Source organism: Stomatohabitans albus (assembly GCF_036336025.1).
Classification (GTDB): Bacteria; Actinomycetota; Nitriliruptoria; order Euzebyales; family Euzebyaceae; genus Stomatohabitans; species Stomatohabitans albus.
In genome coordinates, this window is sequence record NZ_JAYKKE010000002.1 from 52,071 (window position 1) to 72,626 (window position 20,556).

Genomic DNA, 20,556 nt, shown 5'->3' on the forward strand with positions numbered 1-20,556 from the left:
TTAAGGTGCACGACATATAACCGGGCATCTTCTATGCTCTCCCTAAACCACAACTCGAACCATAAAGACAGGCATTTTGGCTAAAACACTTATTGGCTTAGATATTGGCGCCACCGCCGTTCGAGCCGTAGAGATTGACCACACTGGTCCGGTTCCGTCGCTCCTGCGACTGGGCCAGGTTCGCCTACCTGCCGGGGTGTGTGCCGAGGGCAAGATTTTAGACATACAAATCGTCTCCGATGCGGTCCGGCAATTATGGGAGCAACAAGCCTTTTCTTCATCGCGTGCCGCCGTGGGGGTAGCGAGCCAGCAAGTGGTCACCCGTGCATTGAATTTGCCGGAGATGCCACTCGATCAGATCAAAGCGAACCTGGCTCTCCATGCCCGCGAATCCTTGCCGATGGCACCCGAAGATACCTATATGGATTATCAGTACCTGGGTACAACGGCGACCGAACAAGGCGTTGCGATGAACGGCCTTCTCGTGGCGGTGGCCCGTGACTATGTTGACCAGCTCACCGATGTGATTGAGTTTGCGGGCCTCATTCCAGCGGCTGTTGACTTGGATGGCTTTGCGCTCACACGGGCCTATGCCAATGGCCTTGCCCAACTTGATTTTGACATCATGGCAAACCAAACGGTGCCCTACGATGCCACGGGGAGTGCCCCGCCGCGGACCCCTGGGCACGTGTTGGTCCACGTTGGAGCCACATTGACACTCGTGGTGGTGGTGAGCGGTGGGCTTCCACGATTCGTACGCACGATCATGATGGGTGGACAGACAATCACGGATGCACTTGCCGATACTGGATCATTAAATCCAGAGCAGGCTGAACGGTTGAAGATGGAACAGGTTGACCCCAATGGGCAGTTTGGGCGCATCATTCAAAATCATCTACTCGCCTTTAGTGATGAGATCCAGAACTCCATCAATTTCTATCGCACATCTGGAAATGCCGTTGAACTCGCCGACATTGTGCTGAGTGGTGGAGGTGCCCTGATGATTGGGTTAGGCGACACCCTTGCACGTCAAATCAACCTGAACGTGATGTATGGCAGTACCCTTAACTTGTTGGATACTTCGCATGTCTTAGCTGACCAGGCCACCCTCTCGGCGGCCGACCCCTTCTTGCCGCTGGCAGTCGGGCTGACGAGTGCGCCGGTGAACTAATGGCTTTCTCTTTGCGCAAACCCAAAGGTGACGATGCACCTGATCAGTCACCCAGCCAGCCGTCCGAAGAAACCACGACACGGTTTTCCCTTGGCCGGAAAAAACACACGGTCCCAGTTGGCCCAACCAGCGTTGGGGTTATTCTCCTTCCGCCGCGTTATGCTGATGCTCGACGCTCTAAGCGGGTGCTCCAGATCAGTATTATCGCAGGCACCCTCTGCATCTCGGCGATGGCGTTAGGATCAGCTCTCGTTTGGCGTCATACCCAAGAAATGATTGCTGAACGTGACGCCCAAAAAGTACGCGTGGATACCCTGCAGTCTCAGGTGACGGCGCTGAATGAGTTCAAGGCACAGGCTGACCGCTTGGCGAACGCCAACGACAACCTCAAGCTCGTCATGTCCAGTGAAGTGTCATGGGCACGTATGCTCAACGATTTATCAATGACGGTGCCGGCAACCGCAACCCTGGAAGGGTTCTCAGCGAACATCGAACCGGCAGCCGCCTACGCGGTGAGCACGAGTAATGATCCGAGCGTGGTACCCAGTGAAGGGGCAACGCCTGATCCCAACGAACCGCCCAAGCCCCCTATCTCCATAGGGGATATCAGCATCGAGGGCTACTCCATCGAAAAGTACAGCCCTGGTGTGGAATCTGTCCTCGCCCGTTTTGATGAAGTGCTCTCGTACTCCGATGTCTTTTTGTCCTCAACTAGTGCCACCAAGGCTGAAGGGGTATTGGCTGGCTCAGCATCAACCACCGTTGAGGAGCTCACCAAGAGCCAGTTCTCCACCAATATCAAGATTGGCCCCGCGGCGTTAACTGGGCGTTACCGTAACGGTCTACCGGAGACAGGGGAATAAGCCATGAATGTCAAGGCACCCTTAATCACGCTGGCACTGGTCATCCTTGTTGGCTTTGCAACCTACTTCTTCTTTATCGGACCACAGCTACAAGAACAAGCTGACCTATCGAGTGAGCAACAAAATCTGCAACAGCAAGAAGCCACCTTGCAAGCTGAAATCAGCATGTTAAAGGACCTTCAAGCCAACCAGGTGCGCACCCGCGCCCAGCTCAACCGTATTTCCTCCTTCTTACCCGACGGCCCAGACCAGCCCGGGTTCTTGGCGAGTATGCAAGGTGTGGCCGACAGCGCCTCCGTTGAGGTAACAGACTTGAGTTTTGGTGCACCGGCCGATGTGGAAGGTGCAGAACCCTATAACGGGTTGCAACTCTCTGAGATGACCGTCTCAACGACTGTGAAAGGCGACTACTTCCGCCTCATCGACTTTTTGCGCCGTATCGAGTTTCAACTTGGACGTGCCATGATCACCCAGAGCGTGAATCTCAGCCCCCAGAGCGATGAGTCCACTGGTGGGGAGACGATGAGCATGGGCATGGAATCCGTGATGTATTTCTACCGTCCCGAAGGCTCTGATAATGCGAATAACGGTATCCCGACACCTGAGCCGAGTGCCTCACCCTCTGATGGCGCAACACCAGCACCCGGTGAATCTGGTGCACCGGCCACACCGCCAACTCCTGATGCGGGAGGTCAGTAATGGCTGATGACAATCGTTCAGTATCCCCAGTTATCTTGATTGTGGGTGGGCTGGCTATTCTCGGTGCCGCCATCTACGCCCTCTACACGTTTGTTCTGGCGCCACAGACGACAGGCGCTAACGATGTTGCCCAAGCACCGAGCGCTGAAGTGACCTTGGCACCCACCGACGGTGCCAGCGCTAGCGACGTTCCGGCTGACGGACAAGGCGATGGCGCAACTGCGTCTCCTGATGCCCCACTAGATGGGACACCAGCAGAAGGGGACCAGAGTGGCCAGGTATTACCAGAAACCTTTGAGGTGTACACCTCCCGAAACCCCTTTGAACAGCTCATCCGCCAGGGTGAAGAAGGTGAACGTGGTGGTGCCCGTGACCAGTTTGATGGTGGATCAAATACCAGCCAAGGTGGAAGTGACGGGTTGAACCGTCCTACGCTGCCTCCCGCTGCGATCACGCCACCATCAAGTGATGGCCGTTCGCCGGTACCAAGTCGCCCTGGTACCGGTACACCCACAGCGGTCCCTGCTGCACCGGGTGCGAGCAACTCGGCAAGTCCGTCAGCGGTACCCGTTTCTCCAGGTGGAACTGGTTCCAATAACGGCACGTCAAATAGTGCTGGCACTGGTGCCGGTGGCCAGGTTGAAGTAGGCGCCACACGGGTTCGGTTGCAGTCCGTTGACCCGGCGAACAAAGCGGTCGTAACCGTGAATGGGGTGGACTACAACCCGAGCGTTGGTGAACAATTCGCCCAACGATTCAAGTTGCTGAGTGTCCAAACAACTGACGGTAAAGACTGTGCCACGATGCTGTTTGGTGATAGCCGGTTCAGTATCTGCGCCGGTCAGGTCATCGACAAATAGCCCCATCAGCTACCCTAGGCGTTCCAGTCACAACGGAGGAGGCCTAGGCAATGCGGGTATTGACAGCAGGAGAAAGTCACGGGCCTGCCCTTGTCGGCATTCTTGAAGGGATGCCGGCTGGTGTCCCCGTTAACCGTGATGAACTGGCCGTCGCACTCGCTCGCCGTCGATTGGGGTATGGGGCAAGCCCTCGTATGGTCTTTGAACAAGACCAATTTGACATCTTAGGTGGGGTCCGTCACGGTCAAACGCTAGGCAGCCCCATCGCCGTGGTCATTCACAATACCGAATGGCCGAAATGGGTCGATGCCATGGGTGTTGATACCCCAGAAGACCTGGAGGCACTCCATCAAACTGGCCGCGGTGCCATGCTGACCCGGCCACGACCCGGCCATGCTGACCTTGTCGGGGTAGTGAAATATGACCGTGATGATGTCCGTGACATTCTCGAACGGGCCAGTGCCCGAGAAACCGCGATGCGGGTTGCTCTGGCATATTTTGCGCGCAAACTCTTACACGAAGTTGGGATTGAGGTCCTCAGCCACGTGCGCACCATTGGGGGAGTGTCCATTCCTGATGATGTGCCGATACCCACCCCCGACGACCTATCGGTGATTGATGCAGATAGCGTTCGCTGTATTCACCCACCGACCGCACAGGCAATGATTGAGCGTATCGAACAGGCCAAAGCGAACCTTGACACGGTGGGTGGCACCGTTGAAGTACTGGCCTATGGCCTCCCCATCGGACTAGGGAGCCACGTTCATGCCGACCGCAAACTTGATGCCGCAATCGCCGGAGGTCTGATGAGTATCCAAGCGATGAAAGCCATTGGGTTTGGGCTCGGCCAAGCGGTAGCTACGGTGCCTGGCAGTATGGCCCACGATGCGATGATGCCTGATCCTGATCGGCCTTGGGTGGTGAACCGCGAAGGCCAACGCGCCGGTGGGGTCGAAGGGGGAATGAGCACTGGCGGCGTACTGGCTGTCCAAGCCCACATGAAACCATTGGCCAGTTTGATGCGCCCACTCCCCACCGTTGACTTAGCAACCGGAGAGGCCGCACAGGCCGTCACCCAGCGATCCGATGTGTGCGCCGTTCCCCGTGCCGGTGTGGTGTGTGAAGCTGTCGTCGCTCAAACCCTCGCCACGTTCCTACTCGAAAAGACCGGTGGGGATAGCCTGGACGAAGTTAAACGTAATTTGGCTGCCTATAGGTCCACCACGTGGCGACCACGCGGGCAAGCCACCACGGTTGTCCAAGGAGACCCCGTAGCGGGTGGTCACTACCTCACCCCGGAAGGTGGACGTGGTGATCATCAAGACCGTTTTGGTGCAGCGGCTCCTCCCCAATCCAACACGGCGATACAAACTGATTCACAATAGAACCATGAGTGGCAACGCTGCACCAGCAAACCTTGTGCTGATCGGCCTCATGGGAGCCGGAAAAAGCACCACTGGCTTACGCCTCGCAAAACGTCTAGGTCGCCCATTCATCGACACTGACGCCCAGGTTGAGGTTGACACTGGTAAAACCATCGCAGAGATCTTTGCCCAAGACGGTGAAGACGGGTTTCGGCGAGCCGAAGCTGAAACAGTTAGTCGGATTTGTCAACAACGCGGTCAAGTTATCGCGGTTGGTGGTGGCACCGTATTAAACAAAGCTAACACCGCAGTCTTACGCAAAAACGGGACCATTTTTTGGCTTGATGTAGAACCTGACATTCTCGTGGGGCGTATGGGAAGCCGTGTGAGTCGTGCACACCGGCCTCTATTAGCTGACGCAACAAGTGCGGATGAACTGCACCGGCGCGTCAATGATCTGCGTGATGCCCGTGACGAGGCGTATCGAAGTGCGGCTCATCACATTATTCGTGTGGATGGCGGACAAAGCGGAGAAGCCGTTATCACCGAGATTCTACGTATCATTGGCCACCGTCCTCCTAAACACCCATGACAACGATTCACGTTCCCCTTGCCGGTCACGAGCACACAATCACTGTTGAATCCGGCGCAATACAACGCCTTGGAGCGTATTTGCCTGACCAGGCAGGTAAGGTCATCACGGTTACGAACGCCTATTTGCACCACCAGTATGGGCAGAAGATCGCTGCAGGATTGGCTGACCGTGAACTCCACACAATCATTATTGATGACGGTGAAGCGAATAAAACCATTGAGCAGGTGACCACGATTTGGGAATCGCTGGCAACGATTGCTGCTGGACGTCAAGACCAGTTGGTTGCGATTGGTGGAGGCGTTATCGGAGATATGGCCGGGTTTGCTGGGGCAACCTACAACCGTGGGATGCCGGTAATACAGGTACCAACGACAGTCCTCGCCATGGTCGATTCATCCATTGGTGGGAAAACCGGGATAAACCTTACCGCCGGCAAAAACCTTGTGGGAGCCTTCCACCAACCAGCCGCAGTTATTATCGACCCGATGGTATTGGCCACCCTCGATGGGCGACAACGCCGAGCGGGGTTGGGTGAAATGGCTAAATATGCGTATATCGCTGATGTACGTATCGCTGATTTACTCACCACCTACGCGCAATCCCTTGCTGGCGAGGTGCGGGTGCCGGTTGATGTCTACACCGAACTGATTGCCCGTAGTGCGCAAATCAAGGTGGATCACATTGTGCAAGACCCCTTTGAACACGGGATCCGTGCACACTTGAACTATGGGCACACCATAGGCCACGCCATCGAACAACGCTGTGGATACGGTACCTGGTTACACGGTGAAGCGGTTGGTCTTGGCATGATTGTGGCAGCACAAATGGGTGCCCTTTTGGGGATGGCAGACACCGAATTGGTTGCTCACACCCAAGGCCTCCTGAGTCGTCTTGGGCTGCCAACACGGCTCGGCCAGTATTTCGCCCAAGTCGCCGAACCATACGAACTCTTTTCTGTACTGAGTCGGGATAAGAAGAACCGGCCAGGGGAAACACGCTTTGTGCTCCCCATCGGACTCGGGCAGGTCGAAGTCGTGACGAACCCAGACCGCCAGGTCATCCTTGATGCGCTCAACATCTTGGCGTAGCTGACGGTACAGGGTCACATAAGGTAACGGCAAGGCTTCCTTGTCATCGATCAAAGAAGCGATATTCCCATATGCAGCTTTCGTAAAAGGCTTCCCACATGCGTTTGCGGTCAGTGTCACTCGCCGCGTCCAAGGCATCAACGACAAGAGTTTTGGCTTGGAGTGTTGCCTCTGCGAAAGCCGGATCGCCATACATCGTTAACCAATTGTGAAAGGTGTGGTCAGGGTGGTTATGAGCCGTGAGCCGGTCGCCAATATCTTGATAAAGCCAATAGCAGGGAAGAATTGCGGCAATGAGTTCCCCATAATGCCCCAGTTGAGCTCGACTCAGGAGGTGGTTGGTATAGCCGGTGGTGACAGCATCCATCGGGGTGTTCTCTGACCCTTCGGGGATCCATGCGTCGTGGAGGGTCATTTCAACTTCGATACATTCATTTGCGCCCTTCGCCCAGAAGGCTTGGGCGGACCGATCTGGCGCTATCGCCGCTGCAGAAGCAAGGACTCGGGCATAGGTGCTGAGGTAAAGCGCATCTTGGATTTGGTAGGTGATAAAGCGTTCCTGTGCAAGTGTCCCGTCACCTAAGGCCCGCACAAAGTCCAGGGCATCAATATCTTTGCGGAGTTGGCCAATCCGGTCCCACCATAGGCTAAGTAGCTGGTCACCGTTCAATCGTGGCTCGGTACCTGCCTGTGCCCACTGGTACGCAAAATGATGGATAGGGCCGTGACCATTGCCCACCGATAATTCATCGGCAGCCAATAACGAAACCGTCATCCAATGTTTTGCACGCGCAAGCACGGCTTTCCAATCAAGATTACGACCGTCTATCACATCTTTCGCCGCGAGTGCTGCCATCGCTGATGATAACGAACAACCTGTCCCGTGGGTATTGTTCGTATCCACACGGGGACCGTGGAATTGCGTGATGGTTCCATCGGGCATCACCAAGGCATCGACAACTTGCCCACCCGGCACATGACCACCCTTGGCGACAACTAACGTGCCAGTGCTATTGGCAACGGTCACCGCTTGAGCAAGGGCTTCATCAATGGTTGTTGCTGGGGATACCTGTTCACCTAATCGGCTTGCCAGGACGGCTAACTCAGGAATATTCGGTGTAATGACCGTTGCCTGAGATACCACATTGGTAAGCGCATCTTCAGCTTCAGGTTGTAAGAGGGCGTCACCACTTGTGGCAACCATGACTGGGTCAAGGACCACAATGGGTGGGTTGGTTCGGTCTAACCACGCTGCAACAACCTCAATGATGTCAGTGTCAAAGAGCATGCCGGTTTTCACGGCGTCTATACGAACATCGTCGGCGAGCACATTGAGTTGCTGGGCCAAAAAGGTTTGAGAGGGGCGATGGATACCTGCCACACCTTGTGTGTTTTGTGCCGTGAGCGCGGTGATCGCACCCATGCCATAGACACCCAAGGCGCTAAAGGACTTTAAATCAGCAAAGAGTCCGGCACCCCCAGATGGGTCGGTTCCGGCAATGCTGAGCACATTGGCAATACTCATGTTCTTACTCCGGTTCTACATCAAAGGGTTGCGGTTTGGAGGTGCAGCATCATGGGGTTCTCCACGAACGAACCAGCGCATCGGTTGCATCCGTAACATCAGGGGCGAGACAGATGGCCGATACGACCGCAACACCGCTCACCCCGGCGCCACGTAAGGCTGCAACGTCAGTTGCTTTGACCCCACCGATAGCTACCGTCGGGGTGGTTGCGGCCTCGGTGAGTGCACGAATCCCCTCAACGCCGATGCTATAGGAGGCTTCGGCCTTTGTTGGGGTTGCACGGAAGGGACCGATCCCTTGAAGGTCGATACCGGCTGGTGACTGGTTTGCCGCGTGAACCTCGGCCAGGGTAGAGGTACTCAACCCAAGAAGGGCATCAGGACCGATTAACGCCCGAACGGCTTCAGCCGGTAAATCAGACTGACCGATATGCACCCCATCGACATGTGCGGATGACCCGGCTAATGCCGCCCGTGCAGCGAGAAAGACGTCGATACGGTCATTGACGATAAGGATTGCATCTGTCTCAGCGATCGCCTCAGCAGTTTCTAACACCTGGGTGAGGAATGCCCCGCCGTCGAGTGCCTTAGCACGAACTTGGACCACGCGAGCACCTGCCCGTGCAGCTAAGCCGGCGACTTCGGGTACGCTCCGGCCCATTTGGGCGCACTGGTCGGGGTCGGTTACAAGATAAATCGACCAGTCAATCATGTCGTTAGATTCACCCCTTCAGCAAGTGATTCAGGAGTGAGAGCGGCGACTTCATCTAACAGCGCTACGGCAAATGAACCTGGCCCTGTCGTACGCGCCGCAGCTCGATCAGCAGCTACACCCCACAATGCCGTGCCGGTCACTGCGGCGATAAAGGGATCATCAGTAACACCGGCACAGGCCGCAAGCACGGCACCAAGTGCACACCCTCCACCCGTGACTTTAGTGAGCAGCGCTGAGCCATTGTCGATACGGGCTAACCGACCATCGGGGGCGATAATGACGTCTATGGGTCCACTGATCGCCAACACACAATCTTGTTCGTGTGCAAAGGTGGTTGCGGCTTCAGCCACGGCATCGACGGTGGTCGTGGCATCAACACCACGTCCACCCGATCCGATACCGGCACAAAAGGCAATCTCTGAAGCGTTGCCGCGAATAATCGTTGGCGAAAAGCTCAAGAGTGGTTCGATCAGTTTGGTACGGACTGGCAATGCTCCGACAGCTACCGGGTCAAGTACCCAGGGTGTTTGTGCCTGGTCTGCATGGCGTACCGCCTCCAACATGCCTGCACGCTGTTCCTTATATGGCGTTCCGAGGTTGATGAGGAGGCCACTGGCTAATTCAGCAAAACGTCCGGCTTCATCGGGCAAATCAGCCATGGCGGCGCTTGCGCCGAGGGCAAGCAAGCTATTAGCAGTGAAATTTGTGACAACCACATTAGTGATGCATTGAACGAGCGGTTCTTGGTCGTGAACCGCTTGTAACACAGCCCCAAGGTCGTTGCTGGTTAGACTCATGACAATCCCTTCCGCGCTGTTCGCGCCAGCAGGTTCGACGGGTATTCTCTCAGCCGGTCTATCCGGCACCCCGTGCCAATCGCGCCAACGCGCGTTCAGTACGTGGTTCACTATAGCCCAGCACCAAGGCGATACGAGCAGCTACCGCATAAACTTTCATATCACTGAACAACCCGTCTAGGAGAACCATGGTTAGTACCAATAACTTGAAAAACGGCATGACGCTTAAAATCGACGACAAGCTCTGGAAAGTCGAGTACTTCCAGCATGTCAAGCCGGGTAAAGGCCCTGCCTTTGTACGCACAAAATTAAAGGGCATCCCAGACGGGAAAAACGTTGATCGGACCTTCCGGGCCGGTGAAGACGTTGAACAAGCCATTGTGACGCGATCAACGTTGCAGTATCTGTATCAAGAGGGTGACGCCTATGTCTTTATGGATACCACAACCTATGACCAGATCAACGTGGCAGCCAGCGTGATTGCCGATGCAATGAAATGGCTCAAAGAGAGCGATACGGTTGAGCTTGTTTTCCACGACGGTGAAGTGATCGACTACGACTTGGCACCCAACGTCATTCTTGAAATTACCCAAACTGAGCCAGGACTCGCCGGTGACCGAGCCAGTGGCGCCACGAAGCCTGCTGTTTTAGAAACGGGGGCAGAAATCCAAGTACCCCTGTTTTTGAATATTGGTGAATCGGTGAAAGTCGATACCCGCACCGGAGATTACGTCAGTCGCGCATGAGGTAGCTGTGAGTATCACACGCCACGAAGCACGCCACCAGGCCTTGAACGTCATGTTTGCCGCGGACGTTCGAGGCGTGAGTGCGTCGACCCTGCTCGAAAAAACTGGTGGCACCAGCCCGGTTAGCGGACCGGTATCGACTGATGCCAAAATTATGATCGCCTTGTACGAGGACAATCGAAAGGCGATTGACCGGATGATTGCGTCCCACGCTGATGGGTGGATGCTTAAACGGTTAGCCGGAGTTGACCGTAATGCGATGCGACTCGCCATTGCGGAAATGGCCTTTGGAGATGTGCCATTCGAAGTTGCCATTAATGAAGCGGTCAACCTGGTTGGTGAACTGGGTGGGCCGGAAAGCCCGCGGTTCGTTAATGGGGTATTGGGCGCTATTCAACGAGAACTCCAAGCCCGAGATGAGGAATCTGCTACAGCGTCAGTAGAAGAGGCCGATAGTACTGACCTAGAACCATCTGGAGAAGATTAGCCCAGTACTGAGGAGCGGCCCCTGTGTCTGCGGACACTATGACTATTGGGGATGATCAGGAGAACTATTCGTCATATACCAGTGTCGTACTGAACGTGGCGATGGTCCTCGTGATCAGTCTTGTGCTGAGTTTGGTCACGGTTGTTCTGACAGACACGATCACACAAATCGCCATGATAATGGCCGGTGCCTTGATCATTGGGGTATTTGCCTTTCGTCTGTCACATAGCCTGTTTTTAGCTGTCGCCATTGCACTCGTTGTTGCGAAGCCAACAATGATGACAGCCATTCTTCCTCAGAACCCTGAGACGGTCGCCATTTATTCGCTGGTCACCGCAGGGGTTGTGATTCCAGAAATCTTGCGGATCAGTGCCTCAGTGATTCGTACGCGTGCGATGGCTATTGATGTGCTGTCCATCGCCATCACCTTGCTGTGGCTGGTGTTTTCTAGCCTTGTCACCCCACTGGTCAGCCGTGGCATCATTCCCGGTATCAGTTGGGTCATCGGTGTTGTTGACGCAGCCTTTTTACTCCAAGCGATGGCAGTTGTTGCCTATCGTCCCCGCGGCGGGCTATGGCGATCCCTGTGGGCCGGCGCAATGGTGAGTTCGGTACTTATTGATATTGCCACGGCACATGTATTCGATACGAATGATGCGCTACTCCCAGTGCTCTCACTCACGTCAGTAACCGTTGCCGCCCTGGCCTATCTCGCCGTGTACTGGTACCGGTTCGAACCACAAACCCCTGCTTTGGATGAAGGCACAGTGGTATGGCGCCAATGGTTTATCACCCTCACCTGTATAAGCATGATTGTGGTGAGCCATGTGATTTCTCGCCAGGGTGCTACTTCTATTCCCGTTGGGATCGTCACCGTGCTAACGGCCATTATGGCAGTACGGTCGGTTGTCCATACTCGTGACAGCCTGGCTATTAAAGTTAAACGCATTTCGACAGAAGGCAGCCTGGTTCAAGCCCGGCGTATTGATCGGCTAACCGGCCTGACAACTCGCGGGGCCTTTATCGAAGACCTAATGCGCATGATGGACAGTCACGATGAGGTGATTGTCCTCATCGCAGATTTAGACCAATTTCGCCGTATCAACGACGCCCTGGGACCACAATCAGGCGATATGGTACTTGCCCATGTGGGTAAAACACTCACCAAATGGAACGATGGGCGGTTTATTACGGGCCGGTTAGGGCCAAATAGTTTCGGCGTAGCCGGAGCTGGTTTCCAGTCACAATGTGCCGCTATCGCGAACGAACTCCTTGAAACAATCCGTGGTGATTATGACTTAGGTGAGTTTGGGCATGTCCAACTTGGGTGCAGCGTTGGTGTTTACAACCGAGAACCCAACGACTCGGCTGACCATGCCATTCAACAAGCCGAAGCCGCCCTCGTTCAAGCAAAACGTATTGGCCGTGGAACGATTAGCACCGCCACCCCATTAGCACACGACGTTCCTTTTCCATACACCGGTGAAGAACTCCGCTTACTAATTCGACGCAACGCCATCGAACTGCAAATACGGCCAATCGTTGACCTCACATCCGACCAGACTGTCGCTATCCAAACCCGAGTGCATCTCAATGATGGCCATGACATTTCTTGGTCCCAGCTCTATCGCGCAGCCCGCGAATATGGCATCACAAGAGACCTTGAACGCTGGACCTTGAAGGAAAGCTGCCAAATTGCCTTGGCGAAACGAACCCCCATATGGGTGATGGTGCAAGCCCGTCAACTCTACGACCAGTTCTTCGTGGGTGATCTCCAAGACTTTCTGTCAGCCTATCGGATTCCACGGGATCAAATCACATTAAGTATCAAGGAACGGATATCGTTTGCCCAGGGCCCTCATCCATCACAGGTATTGACCCAACTCCGCAATATGGGGGTTCGTTTAGCACTCGAAGAATTTGGTACTGGGGCCTTTAGCTTTACCCAAATTCGTGAACTCCCTGTACAAACCCTCAGTTTGGATGGCCAGTTCGTTGGTGCCGCAGTTCGCGATCCGCGGAGCCGTTCGCTCATTGAAAGTGTGGTGATTGCTGCGAACGGACTGAATGTAAGTGTGATGGCTACGGGAGTCGAAAGCCAGGCCACCCGAGATATTGTCCTTGATGCCGGTTGTACCCTTGCCAACGGCCCGTTGTGGGGTGAATGGGAATCGGTGGCAAAATGATGGTTTGGGCCGTGTACACGGAAATCGCGTTATTAGCCGTGATGATCCTGCTGTTGGCTGCATCGTTATACGTAGAACGTACCCGTCGCGTCATTGGACGATACTCGGTTCTCTCCTTATTGATATTGAGTATTGCCCTTGCACTTGCCCGTGGCAAGGTCTTAGGCCTTGCCCAAGACACCCTGCTCGTTGCGGCAATCGGCATGGTTGGTATTTGTGGATTTGTGGCCTGCATGACCTGGGAACTGAGTGATACTCGGCTCTCGGACTATTGGTTAACCAGCATGGGGCGTCAAACCTTTCAATCCTTGCTCATTCCTTTTGTGTCCTTTGCCTGGATCACCTATCACCTCATTTATTTCCCGTTAAGCAGCGCCGATATTGACGCCACGACACGCTCAATTTTGATTGCGAGTGGTGTCATCCTGCCAGTGTCCGTTGCCTATACCGTGATGTGGCAGCTCCTCCCCACATGGGTTTCACAACTCGGTGCCTTGCTCACATTTTCATCAGCTATCGCTATTGTCATCGTCGTAAACACCGGGAGTGAATGGGGTCTGGTGGTGTCGCTGGTCGGTACCTTCATTACAACGGCATACGCCGCGGTGATGGCCTTCCAACTAGGGTTCCAAGAGTGGATGACTCAGCCACCAATCCCCAGGGGTGGGTCAATTTTTTCGATCCTCATTTTCAGCATGCTGCTGGTCTGTTTACCCGTTGTCGCCCTCTACACGAAATCACATACTCCCAACGGGATTACTGTCCTCGTCCTCGTGGTCACGTTGGTCGGCATCACCTTATTGCTTGTTGATGCGATCCGTGCACTCTATCGAGAACAGCAAACCTATCGCACGGTGGAAACCGAATTACAGACGATTGAGTTCATTGATCCGATCACAAAAGTGGCAAACCGAACCGGGTTCCAAGAGGCACTCTTGATCGGACTCGCTGAGGCTGGTGAGAGCACCATTGCGGTGTATCACATTGACCTTGGTGGGTTCCGAGCTGTAAACGAATCAATTGGTTCGTTTCTCGGCGATGAGGTGCTGTCCATCATTGCTGACCGTCTCGCTAACCAAATTCGCAGTGTTGATACGTTGGCACGGTTAGGGGGTGACGAGTTTGGCGTACTCTTGCACGAATGTCCAGACGGACCCACCGCAATGGCCTTGGCTGAAAATCTCCATACGGCTATCAGTCAGCCCATTGAGTTAGGGATTGGCTGGCGGGTGAATCTCGATTCAGCTATTGGGGTGGTATTAGCCACAAGCCAAGACCGGATGACCGATGTCATGCGCTTTGCAGACGCAGCACTGCATCGGGCAAAACTTGATGGTGAGCACGCCATATCCATGTTGGGTGTTGATGATCTACGCGCGAGTGTGTCCGCCTTTGCCAATGACCAGCGACTACGAACCGCATTTTTACAACACCAATTCACGCTGATGGTTCAACCCGTTATTGATTTACATGATGGGGCAACGGTGGGATTTGAAGCATTAGCCCGTTGGCCGGGGGCCACACTTGGTCCTGCTGAGTTCATTCCACTCATCGAAGAAAATGGTCTTGCTGATGCGTTTGGCAGTTGGGTACTTGAAACGGCAACACAATGGGCAGCTAAACAAGGGTGTGAGATTGCGGTCAATATCAGTCCACGCCACATGCACTCACCCAATTTTGTTACCGATGTACTCCGTGCACTTGACCAGTCTGGGCTACCGGGTGAACTATTGCTCTTAGAGATCACTGAGCGCAGCGCCATGCCCGACATGGAACGGACCAACGACATTTTGAATGCGTTACGTACCAAAGGGATTCGTATCGCTGTCGATGATTTTGGAACTGGCGAGTTTAGCTTGCAACAGCTCATGGAATACCCCCTTGATGTATTAAAAATTGACCGGATGTTTGTCAGTGGTATCACGGACAACGATGCTGATCGAACCTTGGTCACGGGGTTAGTCCATGCCGCCAACGGTCTGGGATTTAAAACCATTGCTGAAGGTGTCGAAGATCAGCGTGTCGCTGAGCATCTTAAGGAACTGGGATGCGACCAGGCCCAAGGGTATTTCTGGAGTGCTCCAATGCCGTTATCGAAGGGAGCCCAATGGTGGAACCAACACAAACGGGCGTAACTTCTACACCAGAACGCCCCTCTGGAAACCGCTATCGCGTCAACACGACCCAGCGGTTGTTGCTCGTTGTTGGAATGGTTGCCATTGCCGTCAACTGGATGGCGGTACACACCATTGTGGCGGTTATCAGTTTGGATGTCATTGCAGTCATTATCGGTCTTGGTGCTTGGGTAACTGCGAGCCGGGTACATCACGAGAAACCCTGTGCACGCTACATCACGCTTGGGATTAGTCCAACCATATTGGCTGGAAACCATGTGAAAGTAGCGTTCGCTACCGGCCAAGAACCCCACTGGCTCTGGGTGATCAGTGGCGTCATCGGGTTTTTGCTTACTGCGTTCCCGGTCGCCTTTGTTATCTACGACATGATTCGGAACCATAAGCGGGTTTCGACCTCAAACCTGGTGGTCCATCACCTCTCAGATTTAACCATTATCGGTGTGAGCACGGTTGGTGGACTTATCGTGCTGCAATTTGTGCCCCTGGTGCAGGCCGGGCAATCCTTTTGGGCTGTACTCACCATCGTTGCCAGCAACGTGGGTCTCGTGACCCTTGGCGCGGCAATTGTGATCGGACGGCGCCGTATACCTGCCCTCCAACTTGGATTAGCCCTGTCCGTCATTGGTGCGATTATTGGCGACGTCGCCATTGCCCAACACATCGATCAGGTCCCCTTTGTCACGTGGACAGTGACGGCCTATCAGGCATTTATCTGTCTGCCACTCATCATTGCTATGACGATGAGCAACCCACATGAAGGATTTGAAACACGGTTTGCACTAGAACCAACGAATACGTTACGGGCTGGGATTATCGGTCTCTGGGTAGTGCTCTTTCTTTGCCTTCCCTTCTTTGTTGAGCTGAATATCAGTATTTCGTTATGGTCTGTGCTCGTTAGTCTTGTGATGTGTTTGCTGGCCATCAGAATGTGGACACTCATAGGTGAACGAGATCACAAATTGGCCCAGCGTTACCTTCAACAACAACAACTACGGCACAAAATTAGTCATGATCCCCTGACGGACTTATGGTCGCGGTCTGTCATGGAGGACCACTTCAGCGCCTTAAATGTGGGTCTTTCCAACCCCGCTGTTCTTGTCTATGTTCGGGCGTTGGGCGTTGATGTCATTCGTGATATCTACGGTCACCGGTTCGGTGATGAAGCAATCAACATCATTGCCCATACGCTCGCTGAACCTGTAGAGGATCATGCAGAAGTTTTTCAGTTTCGTCGAGAAGAATTCATCATCATTTTTAAACCACCCGCAACCTTGGACGCCGCCGAAGAACAGGTTCAAGCCATGGTTACGCGTATCAGTGACGCAGTTTTGAGTAATCACCAGCCACTCAAGGTTGCCATTCATGCAGGCCTTGTCATTGTTGATACCTATCGTGATTTTGAGGACGGTATTCGTTGGGGTGAAGTTGCCGTTAACGAACTCCGAGAGCCGGGCAACCACATTGTGCGGGTGGGCCCTGAACATATCGCACAAGTTGCCCATGTGACCGTGACTGATCAGCGCTTGCGTGAAGCAATGCGCAATGATGCGTTCTATCTGGTGTATCAGCCGATCATGAACACTCTCGACCACCACTGCGTGGGGTTTGAAGCGTTCGCTCGCTGGCGAAATAGTGACGTACCGCCCGCCATTTTTGTAAAAAGCCTTGAGCAAGTTGGGTTGGCCGACACCTTTGGACGATGGGTATTACAAGAAGCGACGAAGTTCGCTGCATCAATCAAATGTCCCGTCTCAGTCAACATCAGCATTTCTCATATCCAAAACTCATCGTTTGTAACTGATGTACGCCAGGCACTTAAACGTTCTGGGCTACCACCGGAATATCTGACCATTGAGTTTTCAGAGCATGATTTATCTATCGACTTGACGCGACTGATGATGTCGCTAACACAAGTGCATGACCTAGGTGTTCGTATTGCGATTGATGATGTTGGTACGGGTGGCCTGACGATGGCTCAAATCTCTCGTCTTCCCATCGAGTTCATCAAGATTGACCAAATGCTTATATCCAAAGCCTTTCGGTATGACGATTCTCGCCAATTGCTGTTTAACGTGACCGATATGGCCATAGATCTTGGGATGGACATCATTGCCGAAGGTGTTGAAAGTAACCAGGTCCTCAATCTTGTAATCGCAGGTGGCGCTCACCAAGCACAAGGCTGGTTATGGACAAAAGAACTGTCGCCTGATGATGCAACGCAATGGTGGACCTTTTTGAGTATGCGGGAAGGAGCAATCAATGAATAGAACTGCCATTGCACTTGCCGCAGCCATCGGTATCAGTGCCGCCTTCCTGATCAAAACCGTCTCTACATCCTCCAACCTTCCGATGATTGTGTTTGGTGCGGTTATCGTGCTGAACATCATCGGATACGTCGGCATGGTCCGCCTAAAGGAAGTGACACAGCCAGGCTTTTCAAGTTTCTTGTCCTTTTGTGCTCAAGCTGCCCTATGCCTTGGTGTCATCGCCTTGGGAACGGACACGGTCTCCAGTCAAGTGGCTATTCCATTGCTGCTTGCGGTGGCAACGATTTCGTTTTCGATGTTTATTTATGATCTCGGGCAACTGATTTCCGCATCACCCAAGCAAGGTATGCATCTCTCGGTGTGGGATCATGTGATTGACTCCATCATCGCGGTAGCGGTGTATTCAACGATTGCCTGGGCGGGGTTTTGGGAGCCGCTCCATCTGGCGGGGTATCCGCCCGTATTGATCGGGTCGTTCGTTGTCTTCGTCGTCACCCTTGCCCTTGTCGTCATTCAGCGTCTCATTGCGTTACCTCGGTTTAGCAAGAGTTTATTTGATGGCATGCTCTTTCAAGTCGCCATTATTGGGGTACTGACGTTTATCGCTAAAGACCCCACTGGAATGGCCATCCCCGTACTGATGGCCTTGATGGGATTTTCAACCATTGTGGCGATATCTTGCTGGCTTCCCGGTGGGGTGCACCTCCTGGAAGTTGAACATCTAGCCCGAGGTTTGCAAACAGGACGGGTTGTAACCGTAACGGTTGCCGCAGCCTACATTCCCTTGACGCTTGGTATTTTGGGCGAAGGGAACGTCACCCGCCTGACATTGGTCTGTGTGATGGTCACCCTCTTATTGTTCTTTCGTATGCAGGCGGTCATCACCATTCGTGACCATGAAATGCAACAAGTCAACGCCCTGGCAACCGAATTAGAGTTTCAAGCTAAACACGACCTCACCACGGGGCTATTCAATCTGACGACTATCAAGGCGCTGCTCGAAGACAAAGTCACGCAAGAACAGCACGACATCGCATTAGTCATCATTGCCCTTGACGGGTTCGAGCACATTAACGATATTCATGGCTATACTGCGGGCGACGAAACACTTCAAGTACTGGCGAAGCGGCTTCAATCTGAATTGCGGCCCCACGACATTGCAGGGCGCTACAGCGGCGACCAGTTTATTGTCCTGCTAGACCACGTTGACCGGCCCGAACTTGGCGCCCACCTGGCTGCCCGATTAATTGACGTCATTCAAGAGCCTTGTCGATTGCCGGGGGGAGAAGAAGTGCGTTTGGGGGCACGTGCAGGTGTGTCACTCTCAACTATGCACGATATCAACGACCTGATATTGAATGCTGAATTGGCAGTTGCTCAGATTCGTGAGGGTGGGCGAGGCGCGATTCGGTTAGCCGATACTTCAGACCGGCAAAAGGCGATGGATTCCATCAGTCGTGAAAACCTCTACACATTGTTACGAGACGACCAATTGCCCTGTACGTTTGCGCCGGTCATGGATCTTCGTACCAATACACCGGTTGCGATGATGGTCCGTCCCCTGTGGATTCGCCCCGGGTTGCCGCGTGATTTGGTGGTATACCACCAACTGAACGGGCCATGGTTCAAATGGTTGTTTGGACATGCCGTAGCCTGGGCGAAGCAAGCCAGTGCACCCGTACACGTGCTCTTGAATGAACAGCAGTTTGCCAGTCTGGAATTGTTACCTGTCCTTGATCAAGTGTTAGCTGAACACCATGTTTCTGGTGATTTGATTACCATTGGGGTGGATTCTCGCACCCGTTTAACCCATATACCCATTGAGGATTTTCACGCGAGGGGTATCCAGATCTGTCTTGATTCCTTTGGGGCAACGGGAACGAATTTGACTGACTTACCCCACTTACCTTTAGACTTGCTCAAAATTGACCCGGTGTTGGTCCGTGATATGGTCACAGACCGTGGCTACCGAGTGGTGGTAGAAGCCATTATTCGTAGTAGCACAGTGATGGATGTGCCTGTGGTCTGCCGCGGAATAGATACCGAACGTATCGCAGCAGTAGCCCAAAGCCTTGGTGCGATGTATGGACAAGGCCGTCATTGGGGCCAACCGATGACGGCAGAAGATGCCTTGGAGTTTTGGAACACCCATGCCCAACCTGCTCGGACTTGATGATTGCTCACCCGAACTCATTACGAATCTGTTAAACCGCGCTGAAGAACTTGAGACAAGTCCTCAACCCCTCTTAGCCGGTAAAACAGTTTGTTCGCTCTTTGTTGAAGACTCCACCCGTACCCGGTTGAGTTTTGAACATGCCGTTCACAAATTAGGTGGGAATGTGATGACCTTTTCAACACAAGGGTCATCGATGGCTAAAGGCGAAACGTTGTATGACACGGTATGCACGATCGCTGCAATGGGTATTGACGCCATTGTGATGCGTCACCGCGAGAACGGTATGCCATTTAATGTGGCTGAATGGGTTGATCTGCCTGTTTTAAATGGGGGAGACGGTTCACGTGCACACCCCACGCAAGGGCTATTGGACCTGTTGACTATCCGCCAACACTTCGGGCGTATTCATGGTGTGACAGTCACCATTGTGGGTGATCTCGCCCACAGTCGTGTGATGCGGTCCTTGGTCGCTGGGTTGCCCAAGATGGGCGCAACGATTCGCCTCGTCGCACCACTGTCGTTAATGCCCAACGATGTTGAACACATGGGTGTTGAGGTGTACACCGATCTCGACCAGGCACTTATCGGTACTGATGTGGTGTATTTATTGCGTATTCAGCATGAACGCATGGTTGAACGGTTCGAACATCTTTCAGCCTATGTTGATGCCTATGGGCTCAATAGTGAGCGGTTGCACCGACTGCCTGAACATGTGGCCATCATGCATCCGGGGCCCATTAACCGCGATGTGGAGATTGAGAGTGCTGTGGTTGACGACCCACGATGCCTGATTTTGCAACAAGTCCGCAATGGTGTAGCAGTACGAATGGCTGCCTTGGACTGGGCGATTAATAGCTAACTAGTCTCGTGTTCACAGGGGAA

General features: G+C 53.6%; 17 protein-coding genes and 1 pseudogene. 14 read left to right on the forward strand and 4 right to left on the reverse strand.

Going from position 1 to position 20,556, the window contains the following annotated elements:
• The first annotated feature begins 76 nt into the window (after positions 1 to 76).
• The 7 genes and pseudogenes from pilM to aroB all read left to right on the forward strand — a co-directional run bounded on the left by pilM (position 77) and on the right by aroB (position 6,640).
• On the forward strand, positions 77 to 1,171 hold the full coding sequence (pilM, locus tag VCU37_RS05275; RefSeq protein ID WP_336249590.1) for a type IV pilus assembly protein PilM: 1,095 nt from the start codon (positions 77 to 79) through the stop codon (positions 1,169 to 1,171).
• Positions 1,171 to 2,034 (forward strand): hypothetical protein, encoded by an 864-nt coding sequence (locus tag VCU37_RS05280; RefSeq protein ID WP_336249591.1) that lies wholly within the window; start codon positions 1,171 to 1,173, stop codon positions 2,032 to 2,034. Before pilM ends, VCU37_RS05280 begins: the two co-directional genes overlap by 1 nt.
• 3 nt (positions 2,035 to 2,037) lie before the next feature.
• Entirely contained in the window at positions 2,038 to 2,733 is a 696-nt protein-coding gene (locus VCU37_RS05285) for a type IV pilus inner membrane component PilO (protein ID WP_336249592.1), read from the forward strand.
• Entirely contained in the window at positions 2,733 to 3,593 is an 861-nt protein-coding gene (locus tag VCU37_RS05290; RefSeq protein WP_336249593.1) for a hypothetical protein, read from the forward strand. The genes VCU37_RS05285 and VCU37_RS05290 overlap by 1 nt, the downstream gene beginning before the upstream one ends.
• Before the next feature lie 50 nt (positions 3,594 to 3,643).
• A pseudogene (gene aroC, locus VCU37_RS05295) lies at positions 3,644 to 4,807 on the forward strand (chorismate synthase); the annotation flags it as partial.
• A gap of 175 nt (positions 4,808 to 4,982) precedes the next feature.
• Entirely contained in the window at positions 4,983 to 5,549 is a 567-nt protein-coding gene (locus VCU37_RS05300) for a shikimate kinase (RefSeq protein WP_336249594.1), read from the forward strand.
• Entirely contained in the window at positions 5,546 to 6,640 is a 1,095-nt protein-coding gene (gene aroB, locus VCU37_RS05305) for a 3-dehydroquinate synthase (RefSeq protein ID WP_336249595.1), read from the forward strand. Before VCU37_RS05300 ends, aroB begins: the two co-directional genes overlap by 4 nt.
• Before the next feature lie 43 nt (positions 6,641 to 6,683).
• On the opposite strand, the gene VCU37_RS05310 is transcribed toward aroB, so the two are convergent.
• The 4 genes from VCU37_RS05310 to VCU37_RS05325 are packed head-to-tail and all read right to left on the reverse strand — an operon-like array spanning position 6,684 to position 9,867.
• On the reverse strand, positions 6,684 to 8,165 hold the full coding sequence (locus tag VCU37_RS05310) for a bifunctional hydroxymethylpyrimidine kinase/phosphomethylpyrimidine kinase (RefSeq protein WP_336249596.1): 1,482 nt from the start codon (positions 8,163 to 8,165) through the stop codon (positions 6,684 to 6,686).
• A 49-nt stretch (positions 8,166 to 8,214) separates the two neighbouring features.
• Positions 8,215 to 8,877, reverse strand: coding sequence for a thiamine phosphate synthase (gene thiE, locus VCU37_RS05315; RefSeq protein ID WP_336249597.1), 663 nt, complete (start codon positions 8,875 to 8,877; stop codon positions 8,215 to 8,217).
• On the reverse strand, positions 8,874 to 9,677 hold the full coding sequence (gene thiM, locus VCU37_RS05320) for a hydroxyethylthiazole kinase (RefSeq protein ID WP_336249598.1): 804 nt from the start codon (positions 9,675 to 9,677) through the stop codon (positions 8,874 to 8,876). Before thiM ends, thiE begins: the two co-directional genes overlap by 4 nt.
• 58 nt (positions 9,678 to 9,735) lie before the next feature.
• Positions 9,736 to 9,867, reverse strand: coding sequence for a hypothetical protein (locus tag VCU37_RS05325; protein WP_336249599.1), 132 nt, complete (start codon positions 9,865 to 9,867; stop codon positions 9,736 to 9,738).
• Between VCU37_RS05325 and efp the strand changes: the two genes are divergently transcribed.
• The 7 genes from efp to VCU37_RS05360 are packed head-to-tail and all read left to right on the forward strand — an operon-like array spanning position 9,866 to position 20,533.
• Positions 9,866 to 10,423 (forward strand): elongation factor P, encoded by a 558-nt coding sequence (gene efp / locus VCU37_RS05330; RefSeq protein WP_336249600.1) that lies wholly within the window; start codon positions 9,866 to 9,868, stop codon positions 10,421 to 10,423. The two genes, VCU37_RS05325 and efp, sit on opposite strands and share 2 nt — an antisense overlap.
• A gap of 7 nt (positions 10,424 to 10,430) precedes the next feature.
• Positions 10,431 to 10,910 (forward strand): transcription antitermination factor NusB, encoded by a 480-nt coding sequence (gene nusB / locus VCU37_RS05335; protein ID WP_336249601.1) that lies wholly within the window; start codon positions 10,431 to 10,433, stop codon positions 10,908 to 10,910.
• Positions 10,911 to 10,933: 23 nt separating this feature from the next.
• Positions 10,934 to 13,096, forward strand: coding sequence for an EAL domain-containing protein (locus tag VCU37_RS05340; RefSeq protein WP_336249602.1), 2,163 nt, complete (start codon positions 10,934 to 10,936; stop codon positions 13,094 to 13,096).
• On the forward strand, positions 13,093 to 15,231 hold the full coding sequence (locus tag VCU37_RS05345) for a putative bifunctional diguanylate cyclase/phosphodiesterase (RefSeq protein ID WP_336249603.1): 2,139 nt from the start codon (positions 13,093 to 13,095) through the stop codon (positions 15,229 to 15,231). The genes VCU37_RS05340 and VCU37_RS05345 overlap by 4 nt, the downstream gene beginning before the upstream one ends.
• Positions 15,204 to 17,498 carry a GGDEF domain-containing phosphodiesterase gene (locus VCU37_RS05350; protein WP_336249604.1) on the forward strand — a complete coding sequence of 765 codons (2,295 nt, stop codon included), beginning with the start codon at positions 15,204 to 15,206 and terminating at the stop codon, positions 17,496 to 17,498. The genes VCU37_RS05345 and VCU37_RS05350 overlap by 28 nt, the downstream gene beginning before the upstream one ends.
• Positions 17,491 to 19,671, forward strand: a complete 2,181-nt coding sequence (locus VCU37_RS05355; protein WP_336249605.1) for a GGDEF domain-containing protein — start codon at positions 17,491 to 17,493, stop codon at positions 19,669 to 19,671. Before VCU37_RS05350 ends, VCU37_RS05355 begins: the two co-directional genes overlap by 8 nt.
• Positions 19,649 to 20,533, forward strand: coding sequence for an aspartate carbamoyltransferase catalytic subunit (locus VCU37_RS05360; RefSeq protein ID WP_336249606.1), 885 nt, complete (start codon positions 19,649 to 19,651; stop codon positions 20,531 to 20,533). The genes VCU37_RS05355 and VCU37_RS05360 overlap by 23 nt, the downstream gene beginning before the upstream one ends.
• The last annotated feature ends 23 nt before the right edge of the window (positions 20,534 to 20,556 follow it).